This is a genomic window from Neobacillus terrae, from assembly GCF_011393025.1.
Lineage (GTDB): Bacteria > Bacillota > Bacilli > Bacillales > Cytobacillaceae > Neobacillus_A > Neobacillus_A terrae.
In genome coordinates this window covers 31757-51703 of the sequence record NZ_JAAOEO010000002.1, presented here as the reverse complement: position 1 = coordinate 51703, position 19947 = coordinate 31757, and the positions used below count along the sequence as shown (strand labels likewise).

At 38.4% G+C, this 19947-nt stretch carries 22 protein-coding genes; 5 read left to right on the top strand and 17 right to left on the bottom strand.

Annotation, left to right across the window (positions count from 1 at the left end):
* Nucleotides 1-56: 56 nt before the first annotated feature.
* From G8761_RS02735 to ytvI, 4 genes are all read right to left on the bottom strand, one after another.
* The gene (locus G8761_RS02735) at nt 57-1355 is read right to left on the bottom strand and encodes an ABC transporter substrate-binding protein (RefSeq protein WP_166023431.1); all 1299 of its coding nucleotides are present in this window, start codon (nt 1353-1355) and stop codon (nt 57-59) included.
* 199 nt (nt 1356-1554) lie between these two features.
* Nucleotides 1555-1698 carry a YjcZ family sporulation protein gene (locus G8761_RS02730; protein WP_166023429.1) on the bottom strand — a complete coding sequence of 48 codons (144 nt, stop codon included), beginning with the start codon at nt 1696-1698 and terminating at the stop codon, nt 1555-1557.
* Between the two features lie 23 nt (nt 1699-1721).
* Complete coding sequence (locus G8761_RS02725) at nt 1722-1829, bottom strand: YjcZ family sporulation protein (protein ID WP_166023427.1); 108 nt, start codon at nt 1827-1829, stop codon at nt 1722-1724.
* A 254-nt stretch (nt 1830-2083) separates the two neighbouring features.
* A complete protein-coding gene (ytvI, locus tag G8761_RS02720; RefSeq protein WP_166023425.1) occupies nt 2084-3115 on the bottom strand; it encodes a sporulation integral membrane protein YtvI in 1032 nt (343 codons plus the stop codon).
* 191 nt (nt 3116-3306) lie between these two features.
* On the opposite strand from ytvI, the gene G8761_RS02715 reads away from it, so the two are divergent.
* The 3 genes from G8761_RS02715 to G8761_RS02705 all read left to right on the top strand — a co-directional run bounded on the left by G8761_RS02715 (nt 3307) and on the right by G8761_RS02705 (nt 4875).
* Nucleotides 3307-4107 carry a glycerophosphodiester phosphodiesterase family protein gene (locus tag G8761_RS02715; protein ID WP_166023423.1) on the top strand — a complete coding sequence of 267 codons (801 nt, stop codon included), beginning with the start codon at nt 3307-3309 and terminating at the stop codon, nt 4105-4107.
* Between the two features lie 389 nt (nt 4108-4496).
* Nucleotides 4497-4724: a hypothetical protein gene (locus G8761_RS02710; protein WP_166023421.1), complete on the top strand. Its 228-nt coding sequence runs from the start codon at nt 4497-4499 to the stop codon at nt 4722-4724.
* Between the two features lie 25 nt (nt 4725-4749).
* A complete protein-coding gene (locus G8761_RS02705; protein WP_166023419.1) occupies nt 4750-4875 on the top strand; it encodes a 3-methyladenine DNA glycosylase in 126 nt (41 codons plus the stop codon).
* A gap of 62 nt (nt 4876-4937) precedes the next feature.
* Here the strand turns inward: G8761_RS02705 and G8761_RS02700 are convergent, their stop codons facing one another.
* The 12 genes from G8761_RS02700 to G8761_RS02645 all read right to left on the bottom strand — a co-directional run bounded on the left by G8761_RS02700 (nt 4938) and on the right by G8761_RS02645 (nt 17059).
* Nucleotides 4938-6137 carry a Ger(x)C family spore germination protein gene (locus G8761_RS02700; protein ID WP_166023417.1) on the bottom strand — a complete coding sequence of 400 codons (1200 nt, stop codon included), beginning with the start codon at nt 6135-6137 and terminating at the stop codon, nt 4938-4940.
* Between the two features lie 4 nt (nt 6138-6141).
* Nucleotides 6142-7719, bottom strand: coding sequence for a spore germination protein (locus G8761_RS02695; protein WP_166023415.1), 1578 nt, complete (start codon nt 7717-7719; stop codon nt 6142-6144).
* Nucleotides 7679-8830: a GerAB/ArcD/ProY family transporter gene (locus G8761_RS02690; protein ID WP_166023413.1), complete on the bottom strand. Its 1152-nt coding sequence runs from the start codon at nt 8828-8830 to the stop codon at nt 7679-7681. Before G8761_RS02690 ends, G8761_RS02695 begins: the two co-directional genes overlap by 41 nt.
* Entirely contained in the window at nt 8830-9075 is a 246-nt protein-coding gene (locus G8761_RS02685) for a hypothetical protein (protein ID WP_166023411.1), read from the bottom strand. Before G8761_RS02685 ends, G8761_RS02690 begins: the two co-directional genes overlap by 1 nt.
* 123 nt (nt 9076-9198) lie before the next feature.
* Nucleotides 9199-10611 (bottom strand): sigma-54 interaction domain-containing protein, encoded by a 1413-nt coding sequence (locus tag G8761_RS02680; RefSeq protein WP_166023409.1) that lies wholly within the window; start codon nt 10609-10611, stop codon nt 9199-9201.
* Nucleotides 10612-10739: 128 nt separating this feature from the next.
* Nucleotides 10740-11525, bottom strand: a complete 786-nt coding sequence (locus G8761_RS02675; protein ID WP_166023407.1) for a 3-hydroxybutyrate dehydrogenase — start codon at nt 11523-11525, stop codon at nt 10740-10742.
* Between the two features lie 79 nt (nt 11526-11604).
* Complete coding sequence (locus tag G8761_RS02670) at nt 11605-13044, bottom strand: GntP family permease (RefSeq protein WP_166023405.1); 1440 nt, start codon at nt 13042-13044, stop codon at nt 11605-11607.
* A gap of 256 nt (nt 13045-13300) precedes the next feature.
* A complete protein-coding gene (locus tag G8761_RS02665) occupies nt 13301-13690 on the bottom strand; it encodes a VOC family protein (RefSeq protein ID WP_166023403.1) in 390 nt (129 codons plus the stop codon).
* 217 nt (nt 13691-13907) lie between these two features.
* Complete coding sequence (locus tag G8761_RS02660; RefSeq protein WP_166023401.1) at nt 13908-14558, bottom strand: amino acid ABC transporter permease; 651 nt, start codon at nt 14556-14558, stop codon at nt 13908-13910.
* Between the two features lie 13 nt (nt 14559-14571).
* A complete protein-coding gene (locus tag G8761_RS02655; protein WP_166023399.1) occupies nt 14572-15222 on the bottom strand; it encodes an amino acid ABC transporter permease in 651 nt (216 codons plus the stop codon).
* A gap of 291 nt (nt 15223-15513) precedes the next feature.
* Nucleotides 15514-16308 (bottom strand): transporter substrate-binding domain-containing protein, encoded by a 795-nt coding sequence (locus G8761_RS02650; protein WP_166023398.1) that lies wholly within the window; start codon nt 16306-16308, stop codon nt 15514-15516.
* A 22-nt stretch (nt 16309-16330) separates the two neighbouring features.
* Entirely contained in the window at nt 16331-17059 is a 729-nt protein-coding gene (locus tag G8761_RS02645) for an amino acid ABC transporter ATP-binding protein (protein WP_166023396.1), read from the bottom strand.
* Nucleotides 17060-17394: 335 nt separating this feature from the next.
* Here G8761_RS02645 and G8761_RS02640 point away from each other — a divergent pair, with 335 nt between their 5' ends.
* Both G8761_RS02640 and G8761_RS02635 read left to right on the top strand, forming a co-directional pair.
* Nucleotides 17395-17673 (top strand): hypothetical protein, encoded by a 279-nt coding sequence (locus G8761_RS02640; RefSeq protein ID WP_166023394.1) that lies wholly within the window; start codon nt 17395-17397, stop codon nt 17671-17673.
* A gap of 25 nt (nt 17674-17698) precedes the next feature.
* Nucleotides 17699-18313 (top strand): YitT family protein, encoded by a 615-nt coding sequence (locus G8761_RS02635; protein ID WP_166023392.1) that lies wholly within the window; start codon nt 17699-17701, stop codon nt 18311-18313.
* 361 nt (nt 18314-18674) lie between these two features.
* Here G8761_RS02635 and purD read toward each other — a convergent pair whose 3' ends face one another.
* Complete coding sequence (gene purD, locus G8761_RS02630; RefSeq protein ID WP_166023390.1) at nt 18675-19943, bottom strand: phosphoribosylamine--glycine ligase; 1269 nt, start codon at nt 19941-19943, stop codon at nt 18675-18677.
* Nucleotides 19944-19947: the final 4 nt, after the last annotated feature.

Here is a 19947-nt window from a genome sequence, read left to right as displayed (position 1 = left end):
TTCCCCTTTCTTAGAACTTTAAGTAAAGAGAGAAGGCAAAACCTTCTCTCTTTAACTTACTTTTTCATTTTTTTAACGTCTTCTTCCGCTTGTTTTAAGGCCTTTTCTGGTGAGACTTTCCCAAGCATAACGTTGTCTATATATGGATTAATTCGATTTTGATAATCCGGATATTCAACTGGCGTAGGATAAAGGTTTGTTACTTTCAAATTGTCCACTGACATCTTATAGATATCCTTCGCTTGTCTAGAAAGTTCATTGGCAGCAGCTTCTGCTCCCTTTTTGTTTGCAACATTGTCATAGTTTTTTAAAGCCCAGTATTTTTGAGCTTTTTCACCTGTCAGGTACTTAATAAACTCCATAGCTTCTTTTGGATGCTTTGAACCCTTAGGTACTTCCGCTACGAAGCCGCCGCCATCCGCCCAATGTTTACTTTGATCATTATAAGCAGGGATTTGAGCTACACCAAAGTCCATGTTTTTACCATAATCACGAATTTGAGTATAGAATGTACCGACATCAGCCCACATTGCTACTTTGCCAGCAATAAATGGATTAGCCTGCTGGCTTCCGAAATCTGCCTGGAAGGATTGAACGGTTTTATCTCCTAAACGTTCTTTCCAGCCCTGAAGCCATTTTAAAGCCTTTACTTTTTGCGGTGTATTAATGTTTAACTTACCATTATCAATAAAGCCTTTTCCGCCATCAGCACTTGCCATCCAAGATGAAGCACCAATACTTCCCCATAACGGATAAAAACCAATTCGTTCATACCGATTACCGTTTTTCTTGTCCAGCTTTTTAGCGTATTCCTCAAGCTCAGCCCAAGTTTGTGGCGGCTTATTAGGATCTAGCCCGGCCTCTTTAAAGGCTGTTTTATTATAGAAGAGTAATCTTGTATCAGTATTAAAAGGTACTCCATAAGGCTTGTCCTTATAAAGAACGGTTTGCCATAAGTGCGGATAGAATTCATTCTTGAACGAATCATCTACATATTTACTTAAATCTTCTGCCTGGTTGTTTTTTGCACGCTGTGCAACAGTATTGATGTCATTAATAACTACATCAGCAGGATTTCCTGCAGCAACAGATGCCAAATTCTTTGTCCAGATATCCCCCCAAGGCAAGAAAGTATGTTTTACTACAATTTTGTCCTGCGAATTATTGAAATCCTTCACGATTTTATCAATAATTGGCCGGCGAGTTTCTGAGCCCCAGAAAGACCAGAAATTAACGACGGTTTTTCCGTCTTTAGTTTTTGCCTCGGCTTGATTTGCTTGTTCCCCTGAAGAACAACCAGCCAGTAGGCTGATAATAAAGAAAATTGAAATAAATAAAGCTAATCCCCTTTTCATGTTTCCGGGTTCCTCCCTAAAAATGTAATTATCTATTTGACTATATTTAAATACCCGGCGAAATGACAAATAAACCAATAAACCTACAAATTTTTTAAAAGCTTTAAACAAAGATTACATTTTTATCAATATTAGGTAAAATCTGTTTAAAGATAAAAAAGGCAGGGTATATACATCCCTGCCTCTTTCCATTACCCAATTACCATCTAAAGCAAGCTGCGCCAACAATAATTAATAGAATAAACAGTACTACGATTAAGGCAAATCCGCCACCGTAGCCAAAGCCACCGCCATAACCATAACCGCCGCAGCATCCGCCGCCGCCCCATCCATAACCATACATATTTATTTACCTCCTTTTATTTTTTAATACCAACCGCCGCAGCCCCAAGAAGCACCAATGATAATTAAAAGAATAAACAGTACCACCAAAAGGGCAAATCCGCCGCCGTAGCCGAAAGCGCCACCAGACATTTTCATTACCTCCTTATTTGAAGTCTATATATCCTATTCAGGTTAAAGAAAATGTGCTATTGCCGGATATATAAAATAGTGAAAACGCCCAATTCGTTAGTTTTTTTAATTTGTTTTCCCTCATGTGAGATATGTGAAATGCATCGATCTATAGGGTTTAAAAACTTAAAAGTGTAAATTCTCACCGTCCTTAAGATTGTAAAGACAAGAAATGCACAGACTAAAAAAACGCTCCCCGGTTAGGGAGCGTTCGGTTACAGCTTAAAGTTGAATCGTATGATGTTTACCTTGATTAATGCCTCGATCAAAATGACAATGGCTGGACCTGCAAACAAACCAATAAATCCAAGCAACTTAAAGCCTATATAAAAACTGATTAGGGCAGATAACGGTGAAATGCCAAGGTTGGTTGCATACATTTTTGGCTCGATAATCCTTCTGACAATAGTTATGACCAAAAAGAGAATGATTAGACCAATTCCTAAAAATTTCTGACCCTGAAGAAGAGAAATAATTGCCCATGGAACGAGTACTGAGCCTGTCCCAAGAATGGGAAGAATATCGACGATTACTATTAATAATGCAATCAAGGCAGCATATTTAACTCCTAGAATCGCCAAACCTAGCAATGCCAAAATGAAAGTGAGAAGGCTTAAAAAGATGTGTGTCTTGATCAATCCTACCCCAGCCATTGTAAGCTGGTTAATGACAATGGACAGCTTTTCCTTTGTCTGAGGAGTAAGATGGGCTTTCACTTTTTCTTTTATATTCGGCAATTCAAGACTGAAAAGAAAAAGAGCGATCATATATACAAGAAGTTCAATCAAAAATCCGGGAATGCCAGTTAAAAAGTGAATTAAGAACTGAACGGTTGCCTGTAAGAAGGAATCAAGAGAATTAATCGCATTATTTATTGACTTTTCAACAGAATCTATTGCATCGGGCGGAAGTGTTTTAGAATAAGACTCCCATTTTTTTATTAAAGGTTTTATCCCGGTAGAATAAAGATCCTTTACATACGTTGGTGTTTTCTCAGAAAGCCTGAGGGCCTGCTGAAAAAGCAGCAAAAACAAATTATATCCGATAACGGTGATACCCAGTAAATAGGTAAAAAAGGAAGCGAGTACGGATTTAACTCTGCTCAAATTTAACTTACGCTGATAATAACTAACTAGCCCTTCCAGCAAAATCGCTGTTAAAAAAGCAAAAATTAACGGAAGACTATACGGAATAAAAAAGATAACCCCCGCCACGGCCGCCAGTATAATAATCCATTTTTTCCACATAATATTTCTCTCCTATAAAGCTATTCCGCCTCCAAACAGAGTGCAGCAAACATGTGTTTATTATATCTTTTTAAACGGTGGAATGCTAAGTTTTTGACAATTTAATATTTCGCCTTTATTATTCACTAAAATAGTCTTGCCGGGTGTGGAACGAAACAATATCCATTTTTACAATGATCGGAGTGCTGATAGTGGGGAGAAATAAAAGATACGGATCTATCTTTTTAAGTTCTTTTTCAAGAGGAAGCTATAAAAAGGGAAAATTAAAATTTCCAGTACCCCCTTTTTTTAAAATTGGCCACAGAGGCTCTGCTGGTTATTGCCCGGAGAATACCATAGCTTCATTTGATCATGCAATTGAGCTAGGAGCAGAGTTCCTTGAATTGGATATCAATTTGACGAAGGATGGAAAGCTTGCGGTTATTCATGATAGTACCGTGAATCGAACCACTAACGCCAAGGGTAAGATTTCCGACTTTACAATGAACGAATTAAAAAATTTGGATGCCGGCAGCTGGTTTCATTCCAGGTTTGCTGGTGAAAGCATCCCTGAGCTTCAGGATGTTTTAGAAAGATACAGTGGCAAAGCCGGTCTGTTAATCGAAATAAAAAAACCCTATCAATATCCCGGTATAATAGAAGTACTTTCTGAACAGTTCAAAGGGTATACTACCGATAGATGCAGGTTTATCGTCCAATCCTTTGACCGCCAAGCCATTCAGCATTTTCATTCTTTGTGCCCTTCTATTCCAGTCGGTGTTTTGATAAAAAATTCTGTCCGTGGAATTACTGAAACTGAGCTAATGGAAATATCCCAATATGCTTCGTATGTAAATCCTAAGATTACTATGGTCAATCGGTATCTTGCTGATATTATCCATAGTCTTGGAATGAAAATGCTCGTATGGAACATAAATAATAAGCGGGAAGCGATCAAAATGAACCTACTAAACGCCGATGGAATTATCAGCGACTTTCCAGATTTGCTGTAATTTCTTATCATGTAAAACGGCAGCTGTCTGTAAGACAGCTGCCGTTTTATTTATAAGATCTCTTTTTTCAAGTTAGCTTTAGTAGAGCTTACAATTTATTGAATTTTCAATAAGGAAGATTAATTGTACTCCTCACCCGGTCGTCTTCCAAGCTTTCAAATAAGCATCCTATTCATCTGCTTGAATGTTGAGTTCTTTGTTTGAACCTGCCATTTCAGTGAAGGCTACATTTTGCATTTTAACTGCTGTCTCATATGGCTTTCTTCCTCTTAAATCTTTATCTAAGAATACTGTAAAATTTATCCATGTTCAAAATTGGCCGGAATCCTATTATTTTTGTTTTTTTGAAAAGATGGCGGGTATATAAAAACTAGTGAGGTGATATTCAAATGGAAAAAGACAAAAAAGAACGATATATGGCCAATCCTCCAAAAGACATGGACAGTCCAGAGCAATATCCCACAGATAAAGAAAGTCTATTTGATAAATTTGAAAGTGAACAAAATGTTGATCCCATTCCTATGGAGGATTTAAGGGAAGAACAAATTGAAGAAAAAGAAGAACATGTGTCTAAGCATACTTCTTCAAGTGATAAAAAATACAAAACAGGTATGTAATTACAACTTCAAGGAGGCAGATATCATGGAACAAAAACAAAACGATAATCAAAATAATTCAGTGGAACAAAATTTAAAGAACCAGCAAAATCAGGATATAGAGCCAGAACGAGACCCTAAAAAACCCCAGGAAGAATGTAGCAATAACTAAAAGAAAAAGGGCATAAGGCCCTTTTTCTTTTAGTTTCTGTTAATAAGGAATTCTTGGATTTATTATTTTTTTATATTTGTTAAATAGCTTTTTGTGCGAATGCCTGACCTTCTTAATCTCGCAGTGACATTGACATTAATTTCAGCATTTTTAAAATAGTATTCCCAATTATTTTCTACCTTTTTATAGTCTTGATAGTCCTGCTGTCTTACTTTTTCCCCAAATCCAAAAATATCAAGACCATACTGTTTCTGTACCTTAGTAATAGTGTTCAGCAAATTCTTTTTTATTGTCTTTTCCAATAGGTCTTCATATTTCTTATATACTTCAACCTTAACCAAATCTGCAGCACATTGGGTCCCGTTAAGATACGCTTCAGTCCTAACTCTGACAGTAATCCTTGCTTTGCCATTATCCAGATAGCCCTCTACTTTAGTACCGTTATCATATACCCTTGCATCAAAATAGTGATTTTTTTTACATGGAACGGTTAAGGAGGTACGCCTTAATTTATCCTCTATCCATATATAATTTCTTGTATCATTTAGATTTAAAAATCCTTTTAATTTTTGAGCTTTAAAAATGGCCATCGAATCAAGAGTAACAATGGCATCTGGTGTAACCTTTTGCATATTCTCAATACTCTTACCTTTTTTGGGATTGCCCTTAATCGTAACAGCAGCCATTACAGGTTCACGTCCTGTGGAAGTCAGGGCTTCAATCATATCATTTAAACGAACGTCAGGGTCACCGCCCCAATTTTTTACCATCGAATCAAGCTGGGCGTGCAGCTTAAGGGGGGATGATTTTTGAAATTGGTAAGTAACTCTTAAAATGTCTGATGCCTTAACTCCTCTGGCAATAAGGATATTAAAATCATCCCGTATCTCTCTGTCTCTTTCCAAAAAGTCAAGAAAATCAAGCATTCCCTTTTTCGCAACCTTCTCACTAATGATGAGTGTTTTCATATGCGAATAAATTAAATTCCTGGAAAAAGCAACATTCATTTTTTGAGCCAAGCCTTCCAGTGAGTCTCCTTCCAAGCCGTAGACAGTGGATGGGGCAAACCCGCTAGCGGTCCTGTTATTCAGTTCCTGTGCATTAACAGCTTCTATGGTGAGAATATATTTTCCCTTTTCCCCCTTGTCTACTGCCATTCCTGTAACTACTGATATTGTTGAAAGTTCGCGCTGGTCCCAACAGCCTGTTAATAGAAAAACAGAAAGAAAAGCGGCCGCAAGTCCACATTTTCGGTTATACATTATCCTATTCTCCCTTCATTGGAGGCGGTGAAGGACTTGCAACTGGATTTGCCTTGATAGCTTTTTCCGATTCCAGGTATTTTGGTCTATTATTCATGGCCCAGTATGGAAAGCGAATGAAGACATCCTTCTGGTCTTCCAAAATGAAAGGGGCCAAAGGAGAAAGGTAGGGTATCCCAAAAGACCGCAGTGAGCAGAGATGGGCCACCATTAAAATAAGCATCAGGAAAACGCCATACAGACCAAGTATTGCTGCAGAAATAATAAGCAGGAATCGAATTAGCCTTGAAGCAGAGGAAAAACTGTATACCGGAGCAACAAAATTTGCAATAGCGGTAATCGCCATAATAATAATCATGATATTTGAAATGATCCCTGCTTCTGCAGCAGCCTGACCAATTACCAGCGCTCCTACAATGGACACCATTTGCCCTACTGCTTTGGGCATTCGTATGCCTGCCTCCCGAAGAATTTCGAAGGTTATTTCCATTAAAAGCACCTCAACTACGGCTGGAAAAGGGACTCCTTCGCGCTGGGCAATGATACTCAGCAAAAAGCTGGTTGGAAGCAATTCCTGATGATAAGTTAATACTCCAACATAAACAGAAGGAGTGATAAGGGCAATCATAAAGGAAAGATAACGAATAAACCTTAGGAATGAGCCTAAATATAATGGCTGATAAAAATCCTCAGAAATCTCGAAGAAGTTTACAAACACAGCGGGAACCATAAGGGCAAAAGGGCTTCCATCCACCAGAATGGCTACTTTGCCATCCATTATATTCGCTGCAGCACTATCTGGCCGTTCGGTGTTTAGAGCCAATGGAAAAAACGTAAAGGTTTTATCTGTAATAAGCTCTTCAATATTTCCAGAATCAAAAATGGCACTCACTTCAATGCCATTTAATCTATCTTTTAATTCCTTTAACACTTTTTCATTTACAATGCCGTCCATGTAGCCTATAAAAACCGAGGTTTGAGTGTCCTTACCAATGGTGAATTTTTCAAATGTTAGTTTTGGATTTTTAATTCTTCTTCTAATAAGGCTAATATTAGTAGATACAGCCTCAATAAAACTGTCTTTTGGCCCTCTTATTACCGTTTGTGTGCTAGGTTCCGCTAACGCTCTTTTTTCAGTATTTAACATATGGAAGGAAACAATTTCTGTGAGCCCTTCTATGACAATAACGAGGCTTCCATTCAGAATAGCTTGTGAGACAGACTCGTCATCCTTAAGAGATTTGCATCTAACCCCTCCAAATATCTCTCTGGAAAAAGAACGAAACTCATCCAATGTGTTAAAGGGTTGTGCATCCTTTTTACTGGCAAACAATTTGCTCGTGGTTTTAATCATTTGTTTCGGATTAATCATGCTTTCCAGATAAAAAAGAATACCAGCCCGTCCATTGATAAATCCCTCAATCACCCGAAAATCAGAAGATTTACCAAACGCACCTGATAAGGTCTTCTTCAAGCTTAGCAAGCTGTTGGATGGTTCCTGCTTCACTATTTCCTTGCCTTCTTTTATTTCTCCTATTTTTTTAAGTGCCCGGGTTTTTCTTAGCCTTCTGATTGGAGCCATAATTCCACCCCGTTTTATTTTTTTTACCTTTCCTTTGCTTCCATAAAAGGATAACCAGCATTACAGCAGGGATTCCGAATTGGAATGGTAAATGAAGAAAGTAAGGGACCAATTTTAAACCTTCCTGAAGATGGTCAGCAAAGTTTACAGATATTAATACGGAATAAAATGCCACGAGCATCGCAAAGGGAATGGAAAAGTAGCGGAATGGTTTCTTATATATATATTCCAATCCTTTTAAGGCCCCATATAAAAAAACTGAGCCCTTTACTAGAATCCCAAGCATCATAATAAAAACAACAATAGCATCAATTCTTTCTATAAAGTTGCCGATGGCTACCTCCCTTGCTGTACTTAGCAAAGGGAAATTAGAACGAAGAATTCCATCCACGCCAAGCGTTACAATCATTAATATTGAAGAAAAAATCAGGAGAAACGATGCCACCCCGACTCCTATTAACGATGCCTTTTGTCCTTTTTTAGTATCAGTTACATTTAAAAAGATAACTGTAAAAACAATTAACTCCCCAAAAGGAAATGTCAGCAGACCAGGGAACAAAGATTTTAAAATAGGCTTAAATCCTTCTCCCAGAACCGGAAGCAATCTTGTCATTTCAATCTGCCCACTTACCAACAGAAAAATGGTTAACAAAAATATAAAACCAAATAAATAAGGGGTGAAAATTTCCGAGGTTCGGGCTAAAACCTCCAACCCAAGGTACAAAATATATCCAATAACAAAGCAAATGGTCAGTGAAATGATTTCAATCGGGGTATTAGGCATGAGGGCTGATGCCATTAATTCACCAAAATCTCTTATAACCCTGCCGGAATTGTACAAAAAGTAAACAATATATCCATGGGAAAGAAGAATTGCGAACTTCCTTCCAAAACAGAACTCCAACAGCTCATAAAGTGTTTTCCCCGGGAGACGGTTCATTAAAAACCAATAAAACAGGATAGTGCCGCCACCAATTAAAGTTGCAATTAAAATAGCGATCCACGCGTCATTTTTTGCATCTGTTCCAATCCCTATTACGATTGCACTCCCGAGAAGAAAATTAAGCAGCAAAGCTTCGAGTTGTGTAAGTGAAATATTTTCTTTAAGCATTAATTTTTATTCCCCTTTGCCTGATTACCCTTTTTCTTATTCCGATAGAGTCTGATATCCGTCACAATACAAAAGGCGAGACCAATAAGCAGTCCGCTTATAAGATAAACCATATCCATGCTAATCTCGTTGAAAAGAAGATATTTCAGCCCCTCCCAAATAGAGTAATGGTATAGGGCAGAATCAAATAAAGCAGTCAGGACCCATAAAGAGGAAAAGGTAAGAAAGTATGATAAGGTAATCATAGAAACACCTATTTTTTAAGTGGATTTTCATTATCTCTCCTATCTTTCCAATCCCTTCCGGATTTTATCCCGCCGATTGACCTAAAATAAAAAAACCTCCCGAGAGGAAGGTTTTCAGCTGATTTATTTAATATTATGCAATTTGCATTTATCATAGAGAGTAGTTTTACTAATTTGTAAAAGTCTTGCAGCTTCCACCTTATTTCCGCCGGAAGCATTAATTGCCCTCAGTATGGTATTCTTTTCAGCAAGTGCAATTTCTTCTTTTAAAGATTTTAGTTCTTCCCTTTTTTCCTGGCAGATTGAGTCAATATGGATTCTTGTTTCCTGCATTACAGGCTCTATATCCCTAAGGTAGAGTGGCAGGTGAAAAAGATCAATCATCTTTCCATCCAGGACATTTAACGCGCGTTCAAGAACGTTTTCTAATTCACGTATATTACCGGGCCAGGAATGAAGCTTAAGCCTTTCTGAGGCTTTTTTTGAAAGCTCGATTCCCTGGCGGTTGAATTTTTTCTCAAGCTTTTTTAAAAGATTAAGAGCTATAGGAACAATATCTTCTGTTCTTCTCCTTAGGGAAGGAATCTCGATTTTTATAACATTTAACCGGTAATATAAATCAGAGCGAAACTCTCCCACCAGTACCATTTTCTCTAAATCCCGGTGTGTCGCTGCAATAACCCGCACATCAATGGGTATTGTTTTTTGACTGCCAATTCTCTGAATTTCCTTCTCCTGCAGGACTCTTAAAAGCTTGCTCTGCATGGCCAGCGGCATATCACCGATTTCATCAAGAAAAATAGTTCCATAGTTAGCCACCTGTAATTGTCCTTTTTTTCCGCCCCTCTTAGCTCCTGTAAATGCACCTTCTTCATAGCCAAATAATTCCGATTCCAATAAATGATCGGGAATCGACGCACAATTGATCGGCACAAAAGGAAATGCAGCCCGTGTACTGTTATTGTGGATAGCATGTGCAAAGAGTTCCTTTCCAGTTCCAGATTCTCCTAATAGCAAAACACCTGACTGGCTTACAGAAATTCTCTCGGCAAACTGCTTTACAGCCATAAAGGATGGGCTATTTCCGATAATATCATCGAAACTATACTTACTTTTCAGCTCATTCTCGAATTTGGTCTTATAAAATTTAAGCTCCTGGATAAGAGGCTGAATTTTCCTGTTATAATCCCGCCATTCATCTGGAGTACGAAACATAACAGTCCCGAAAGCACCGACAAGCTCTCCGTCAACAATCAAAGGGTATCGGTTTGCAATCATTTCGCTTCCATTAATCGGCTGAACTGAAGCTAATTCTGCCTGTCCAGTGCGCGCAACGATATGCATCCTAGTGTTTTCAATAATTTCCCCCACATAACGCCCTGTTGCATATTCAACAGTTGTACCAAGGAAATCACAATAGGAATCGCTGATGTAACGGATAACTCCATCACGGTCAACAACCACAATTCTTTCAGCTGAGAGACTAATAATTTGTTCTATCCATTCATATGGGATATGGTCGATACCTAATTTCATAGCAAATATCCCCTTTACTCGTTCAAATTATTACCATTATATCAGAGGTCTATGGGATAATCCGATAAAATTTTCAATCTTCGAAAAATAAAAGGACCCCATTAATCGGGATCCTTTCGTTTATTAGGTTACTGGACCGTGTATCCTCCGTCTAAAACAACAGCCTGACCGGTTACTCCGCGGGCTTTATCACTGGATAGAAAAACAGCATAATCAGCAATTTCATTAACAGATAAGAGCCTCTTTTGTGGAATCAGCGGATAAAGGACTTCCTCTAAAACACTTTCAAGGGCTACATTCCTAGTTGCCGCAAGGTCTTTCATTTGGTTCCTTACGAGCGGTGTATCCACATAACCTGGGCAAAGGGCGTTTACCGTTACCCCATGCTCTGCTCCTTCAAGAGCGGCAACTTTAGTCAAACCAATAACACCGTGTTTGGCACTATTGTAAGCAGATTTTCCGGCAAATCCAATAAGGCCGTTAATGGATGCCATGTTTATAATTCTTCCATACCCCTGCTTCTTCATGATGGGAAAAACAGTTTTTATTCCAATGAAAGGAGCAGTAAGCATGACATTAATCAATAATTTAAATTTTTCAGTCGGGAAATCCTCAATTGGTGACACATACTGAAGTCCTGCATTATTGATCAAAATATCCAATCTTCCATATGTTTGATGAGCATGTTCCAGACTCGCATTAAACTCCGCTTCGTCCGTTACATCACAAGGAGCAGAAAGAGCATCATATCCCTGCTCTTTTAATTCCTCTGCTGCTTTGTCACTGCTTTCTTTATTTAAATCAGAAATAACCACCTTTGCGCCTTCATTTGCAAATGACTTAGCTACTTCAAGGCCAATTCCACTTCCGGAACCGGTAATAAAAGCTACTTTTCCTTCTAGCAAATTCCCCATTCTTCTTCTTCCTCTCTTAATCAATATTTAGATTTGCTAACCGACTGCCAGTGATTGTAACCTCACTGTTAGTCTGTGGTTACACAATTCCAAACAATGAATACAGAGCGATAATGAAGAAAACAGAAACTGTTTTAATAACCGTTATGGCAAAAATATCTTTATAAGATTGTCTGTGTGTCAGACCAGTTACCGCAAGTAACGTGATAACAGCACCATTGTGCGGAAGTGAGTCCATACCACCTGATGCCATAGAGATAACCCGGTGCATAACCTCTGGAGGAATATTGGCTGCTTGGATTGCCTGATTATATTTTTCAGACATTGCGCTTAATGCAATACCCATACCGCCTGAAGCAGAGCCTGTAATACCTGCCAAAGTAGTTGTAGTAACAGCACCATTCACTAACGGGTCAGAAAAAGTTCCGGAAATTCCATCACTAACCGTTTTAAAACCAGGAAGTGAGGCAATAACTCCTCCAAAACCATATTCTGATCCTGTGTTCATAGTTGCAAGGAGTGCGCCTCCGATACTTAAATTAAGACCTTCTTTGAAATTAGCTTTTACCCGTTTCCAATCATATGCCATAGTAGCAAAAATACCTACTACTAACGCCAACTCTACTGCCCAGATTGCAGCAACTGCTGGTACATCAACAGCATAGGTTTTTAATCCGATTGCTGAGAAATCAAAGCCATTAGGGTACCATTTTGGAATATAGGTTACAAATACTTTATTCATAACACCTACTAGTATTAGTGGAACAAAGGCCATGATTTGTTTGCCAAGTGATTGCTGGGTCGAAAAGTCAGGAACAGACTCCCCTTTCTGCAAAGCTGCCTGGCCGTCTGCAGCCGCCGCAGTTTCAGTTCCAAAACCAAAATAGCCTTCTCCAGCTTTTTCTGCCTTCTTGCGTCTTGATTCCAAATATAAATAACCAATTAAAAAGACAAAAGCTCCTCCTAAAATACCCAATACAGGAGCTGCATATATATCCGTTTTAAAGAAAGCAATCGGTATTACGTTTTGAATTTGCGGAGTGCCCGGCAATGCATCCATTGTAAAGGTAAAGGCACCTAATGCAATAGTTCCTGGAATAAGTCGTTTTGGGATATTTGCTTCTCTAAACAAGTGTGCAGCGAAAGGATAAACAGCAAATACAACAACGAATAAACTTACGCCACTATAAGTCAAGATGGCTCCCAAAAGAACGATAGCCAAAACGGCTCTCTTTGCACCAATTGCTTTTACGATTGTTTTAGCAATTGATTCCGCAAGTCCTGACATCTCAACTACCTTACCAAAGATTGCACCTAATAAAAATACAGGAAAATAAGATTGAATAAAGCCGACCATCTTAACCATGAATACACCAGAAAAGAATGGCAGAACGTAACCTGGCTGTGTTAATAAAACAGCAAAAAGTGCGCATAGTGGAGCAAACAAAATAACAGAAAACCCGCGATACGCCACAAACATTAATAGTCCTAATGCCAATAAAATTACAATTAAATCCATTTAAATCCCCCTTAATCGTTCTTTAACTCTAACAGGATAGTAAGCGTTTACAAATCTCTCAAGCCTTCCTCCTTTCTTACTGCTTACACTAGTTTATTTGCAAGATTCGTGCCAAAAATTTTGTATCTTTTAATTGTCAAAAAAATGAATATATTTCCCTTTAATTAAAATTCTCTTTCCAGACATAAAATCCGGTTTTCCGGAAAAACCAACTAATCAGTCCGGTTTTCCGGAAAAATTCCGTCAGATCGGAATTTCATTTTTCTTTAATGTAGTTGGAGACTTCTATAAGATTTAAATCTGGATCTCTAAAATATATAGAAGTTATTTTCCCCAGAGCTCCAGTTCGTTCATTCGGTCCTTCTTCAATTATAATCTTCTGGTCTTTTATTTCTTTTAAAATCTGATCAATGGGAGTTCCACAAATGAAACATAAATCAGCAGAACCTGGAGTCGGCTTATTTGCCTTCGGTTCAAATTCATTTCCCCAGAGATGAAGATTAATCTTTTGATTTCCAAATTTAAGAGCCTTTCGGTTATCACCGAATGTAATAATTTCCATTCCCATAATGGAGGAATAAAAGGTACAGGTTTTTTCAACATCCTTTACAGTTAAAACAAAATGATCCAGACTCTTAATATTCATGACACTTTCCCTCCTTTTCTTTTCTAAGGTATTCACCGGAAACTTCCAATTAACCTTTTATTTTTAATGACCTGAAGAAGAATTGCCGAGTACATTTATGGGTACCCCCATCATTTCCGGAGCAGGCAGCTGTTAACTAAGAGGCTTCAAAAACAGGTTTGGATCTCAGAGACTATTTAACACATAAAAAACCTGACCCATTTGACGAGTCAGGTTTTTAAACTCTCTTTAATTCTAGCCTCCGAGCTATTTGGGATAGACCAAAATTTACTATAAAATACATTAAGGCAAGCATGATTAACATCGGGATTACATAGCTGTTTTTTTGGCCATAAATAATCTGGGCATTATGTGTTAATTCTGGCAAGGCAATAACGACTGCAAGGGAGGTATCTTTTAAGAGAGAAATAAACTGGCTTACAATTGGGGGCACCATTCTTCGCAGTGCCTGGGGAAGAATGATATATCTAAGGGTTTGAATAAAATTTAATCCTGAGGAACGGGCCGCTTCAATTTGACCCTTGTCTATAGAATTAAGCCCTCCCCGAATAATTTCAGCGAGCATGGCAGATTCAAATAATGTCAATGCCGTTATTGCTGCTGCTGTGATGGGCATCTTCAGCCCAATTTCCGGTAATGCAAAATAGGTGAAAAATATAATTAACAGCAGCGGCAGGTTCCGTATTGTTTCTACAATAACTGCAAGCAGCGATGAAATAAAAGTTATCCTAGAATATCTTACAGTTGCTATAGCCCCGCCGATGATAAAACTTAGGATAATTGAAATAATAGCAACCTCGAGTGTAACACCAAAGCCCTTTAATAAAAACTTAAGATGCCCTGCAGAATATGCGCCGGCAAAATCCATTACAATCCCTCCCTTAATGGCTCCTTGCGAGGCGCTTTTCAAGATAATGTACGCCGAGACTCAAAGGAATAGTTAAAACTAAATAAAACATGGCAACAAACAAGTAAACATCGAAGGTTACAAACGCACGGGCTGATATTAGGTCAGCCTGATACATCAGGTCCAGGCCTGCAACAACTCCTAAAATAGAAGAGTTTTTAACCAGATTTATAAACTGATTGCCAAGCGATGGGATGACTATTTTTATGGCCTGTGGCAATATAATCAGCCTCATGGACTGGTTATAGCTTAAGCCAGATGACCGGGCCGCCTCCATCTGCCCCTTTGGAACAGACATAATCCCAGCTCGGATAGCCTCTGCTATAAAGGCTGATGTGTAAATCGACAATGCCGTTGTTCCTGCTTTTAATCCGTCAAGTTCTATACCGATAGAAGCTAATCCAAAATAAAAGAAGAACGTAATAATAAGCACTGGTATGTTCCGGAAAAATTCTACATAGCCGGTACCAAGCCAATTTAGAACTTTAACCGGGGATATTCTCATGACCGCGACTATAACACCAAGAAAAAAACTGGAAACAAGGGCAATCACACTCGCAATAATAGTATTCTTAAAACCCTCCAAATAAAGGCCAAAATTATCTGTTAAGATTGAAAAATCCATTGCCTCACTCCTTTAAAAAAACTTGGCCTGCTCCAAATCTTTTTGGCGGATGCCCTAGTTTTTCTTATCACGCTCAGAACGGTACATCCTCGAAAAGGCTATGCTTTTTTTTCGTGTGAAGCAAAGATAACGAAACCTTTCTTGTCCTGTGCCATTCGCCTGACTAGGACATGATGTTCGTCGCGCGTTAGAATTATGGATTAAATTCTGATTAGCTAAGCTAATCAGGATGGGCTGAACCCACCCTGTAGTTACGAAGTTCAGTTGACTTATGATTACTTCTAAACCTATTTAATGCTTAATCCATTTACTCTTTATCTCCTCATATTTGCCCGAATCTTTTACTGCCTTTAGTGCTTTGTTAAGCTTATCAACTAAGGCTGTATTTCCTTTCTTTACTGCTATTCCGTATGGTTCCTCGGTAAATGTGCCACCCACCAATTCATAATCCGGATCCTCATCCGCCATTCCATAAAGGATTGCATCATCTGTAGTTAATGCGTCTCCTTTGCCGGATTTTAAAGCTGTAAATGCTTCGCCATAATTTTCGAACTCAAGGACTTGTGTTTCAGGTGCTTTTTCCCTGATATTAATAGCTGAGGTGGACCCTTTTACCGCCAAAGCCTTGGTCCCTTTCTTTAAATCTTCAATGCCCTTAATATTGCTGCCTTTTTTAACAAGCAGCGATTGTCCTGCCTGAAAATAAACATCAGTAAAGTCTACTTCCTTTTTTCTTTCCTCAGAAATGGTCATAGTTGCTATAACCGCATCTACCTCTCCATTATTCAGCATCGGTATTCTCGTTTTTGAGGTAACCTCTTTAAACTCTACTTTATTCTCATCACCCAGCATTTCTTTAGCAAGGGCATGGGCAAGGTCAATATCAAAGCCTTCCACTTTTCCTGTACTAGGATTCTTATAACCAAATAAGCGGGTATCATTCTTAACACCAAAGATGATTTTATCTTGTTTCTTAATTTTGGCATCTACATTTTTTGCCCCTCCCCCCACCTTCTCTTTTCCGCATGCACCCAGCATCATAACCGCTAAAATAGAAATTAGGGTCAATTTCAAAAAACGCTTCATTCCTTTTCCTCCCTATAACAGTTTAATGATTTAAAATACGGCTAAGGAATATGCGGGCCCGTTCTTCACGGGGATTTACATAAAACTCGGCCGGTATTGCCTCTTCCAGAATTCTTCCTTCATCCATAAATACAATCCTATCTGCTACTTCTTTGGCGAATCCCATTTCATGGGTAACAACAGCCATTGTCATCCCTTCATTGGCCAGCTTTTTCATAACATCCAGAACTTCACCAATCATCTCAGGATCCAATGCTGAGGTTGGCTCATCGAATAGCATAATCTCTGGCTCCATAGCAAGCCCCCTGGCAATAGCCACCCTTTGCTGCTGCCCACCGGAGAGCTGGGCGGGATAGGCATTCGCCTTATCCTGTATTCCTACTTTTTCAAGGTAAAACTCTGCTGTTTTTATTGCTTCATTTTCAGATTTCCCAAGAACCTTTATCGGGGCAAGTGTGATATTTTCCAGGACCGTTTTATGGGGGTATAGATAAAAATGCTGAAAGACCATCCCAATACCACGCCTTAGCTTATTAATATCAGTTGTTTTATCATGAATAGGGACGCCATTAACGGTTAGAGATCCAGAAGAAATAGCCTCGAGTCTATTAATGCACCTAAGCAGGGTGCTTTTCCCTGAACCCGAAGGGCCAATAATGACTACAACTTCCCCCTGATTAATGGTAAGGTTAATATCTTTTAAAACGTGAAAATGACCAAAGTATTTATTAACATTATCAAAGACAATCATAAATTTTCCCTCTCCCATTTTGCGTCTACTGTTTAGTGTATTTAAAATTTTCAGATAATAACACTTAAAAAAGCGACTCCATGCTCTATACATTACACTGAGAAATATTACCCCCATTTTTTACCTCACAAACCAAATTATGATAATTAGTTGTAAAGTCAATTGATTATTAAATTTTTAAAATTATATAAATTAGTCTTATTGTGTGATTCAATCAAAAAAATGAATCGTTTCTCCTATTCTTTTATTCAACGAATATTTTTGGGCAGCTGGAAATATTTATAAAAGAAACAAGCTTTAAAGTAAATGGAGATTTTAAAGGAGAGATGTATGAGGTGCTGATTGTTAAAATTGTTGTATCCCTTGGGCTTTTATATACTTCATTTTCATTCTTATTTAACCAGTTCAATTCCAGATCACCACTTAAAAAGGTATCATTTAATCTTTTAGTACTTATCGGTTCCATTCCCCTTATCTATGCTCTTTATTGTGAAAGAATAAATAATAAATCATTAATGAATCTGGATATTGGCTTAGCCTTTAATATTACCTGGATCGTCACCTTCATTTCTCTGCTTTTTGGAATTTCTATTATTCTAGTCAATAAACGTTAATTTGCATTTGTTAAATGAAAGCTAGGTGATTACCATCCTTATAAAAATCGTCACTGTATTCCTTGGAAGTCTATTAATTGGAACAGGTATCAATGGCTTTTTAGTCCCTCACCATTTATTGGATGGCGGCATTGTTGGACTTGCCCTAATTATTCATTACCAATACAGTATCCAGGTTGGACTATGTATGATTTTGCTTAGCTTACCCCTATGTATATTTGCATGGTTTGTAAGTCGCCATTTACTCTATACCAGCCTGCTGGGTCTTATAGTTTCCTCCACTTTTATTGATTCATTGGCACCCTTGCAGCACTTTTTTATGCTTCCTATTTTATTGAGTTCAGTTTTGGGAGGCTCTATCATCGGATTGGGAATTGGACTGATGCTCCGATATGAGGCAAGTACGGGAGGAACCGATTTATTAGCTTATATAATATCTAAGTCTTCTCCCATCAATATCGGTCTTATGATATTTCTTCTTGATGGATTTGTAGCTTTATTGGGATATAACATACTGGGATTAAAAAGCTTTCTCTATTCAGCATTAACCATACTAATAGTAGGCGCAGTAACCTCCAGATTTACAGTGGTACAACACAGGAAAGCTTATTTTTATTGGAGAGGTTTTCCTCTGATTTAATTTAAGGGGAACTTTTCCATTTCGGTGTTGATAGGAGCATTTTTCAGCTTCACTTTTTCTTTGTTAGAATCATAATGGCGTACATGGGGGCTAGTAAAATCACATGTTCTCTATTTTGGGACCAAAGTGATGTTAATGTGATCTGGTAACTTCACATTTTCTCTTTTTTTAGATCAAAGTGATGTTAATGTGATCTGGTAACTTCACATTTTCTCTTTTTAAAAATCAAAGTGATGTTAAAGTGATCTAGTAACATCACATTTCCCTTTTTTTAAACTCAATTTAATGTCAAAGAAACATTGGCAGGTAAATCAAAAAACTCTGTCCTGAAAGGGACAGAGTTCTCGATATTTATGTATTTTTAATTAAGGGTAACACCAATAGCACGGTTTGCAATATCTTTACGATAAAATGCTTCAGAACAGATAATTTTCTTCATTTCTCCGTATACCTTTTCTTGTGCCTTGGCAATTGTGTTTCCTTTGGATCCAACGAGAAGGATGCGGCCTCCGTTAGTAATCCAATGTCCCTTACCAGCTTTGGTCCCTGCATGGAAAAGATAAGTGCTTTCATGAAGAGAGTTCAACCCATTAATGATTTTTCCATTTTCATAGGCTTCAGGATAACCCCCAGATGCCAGAACAACGCCAACCATTGCTTCTTCATGCCACTCAATCTCAGGAACTTTCCCTTCCAAAATATCAAGAATTATTTCTGCGAGATCGGACTTCATTCTGGGGAGAACTACCTGTGTTTCAGGATCACCAAATCGCGCATTAAATTCAATCACTTTTGGTCCGTGCTCTGTTTTTATCAGGCCTGCAAAAAGGACTCCGCAAAAGCTTTTCCCTTCCTTTACCATGGCGGCAGCGGCTGGTAATAAAATAGTTTCCAGAGCTTCTGCAATGGTTTCTTCACCAATTTGAGGTACTGGTGAATAAGCACCCATTCCACCAGTATTTGGTCCCAAATCATTATCATATGCACGTTTATGATCCTGAGCTATTTGCAATGGGATAACGGTTTCTCCATTGATGAAAGCCATAAAGGAAAACTCTTCTCCCTGTAAAAACTCTTCAATTACAACCTTATCCGCAGAAGAACCAAATCTTTTATCCAGCATCATCTCTGCCAGACTATCCAAAGCTTCTTCCAATGTAAAAGCAACACATACACCTTTTCCAGCCGCCACGCCATCTGCTTTTATGACAATGGGAACGCCCTTTACTCTAATATATTCAGCCGCCTCTTCGTAATCAGCGAAGGTGCGGTAATCCGCCGTTGGTATTCTATAACGTTTCATTAAATCCTTTGCAAATCCTTTGCTTCCTTCTATCAAGGCTGCCTCACGGCTCGGACCAAAAACACGGAGACCTTCTGCGGAGAAACGATCGGCGAGGCCTTCCAGCAAAGGAACCTCCGGGCCGATAATCGTTAATTCCACATTATTTTTTTTAGCAAACTCAATAAGTTTGTCCTGCTCATTTTCCTGGATATTAACGGTCTCAGCTGAATTTCCAATGCCTTCACTGCCAGGTGCGCAATAAACGGTCTCAACTAGTCTGCTTTCCTTTAGTTTCATGCAAATCGCATGCTCGCGGCCACCGCGGCCAATTACCAGCACATTCACAAAC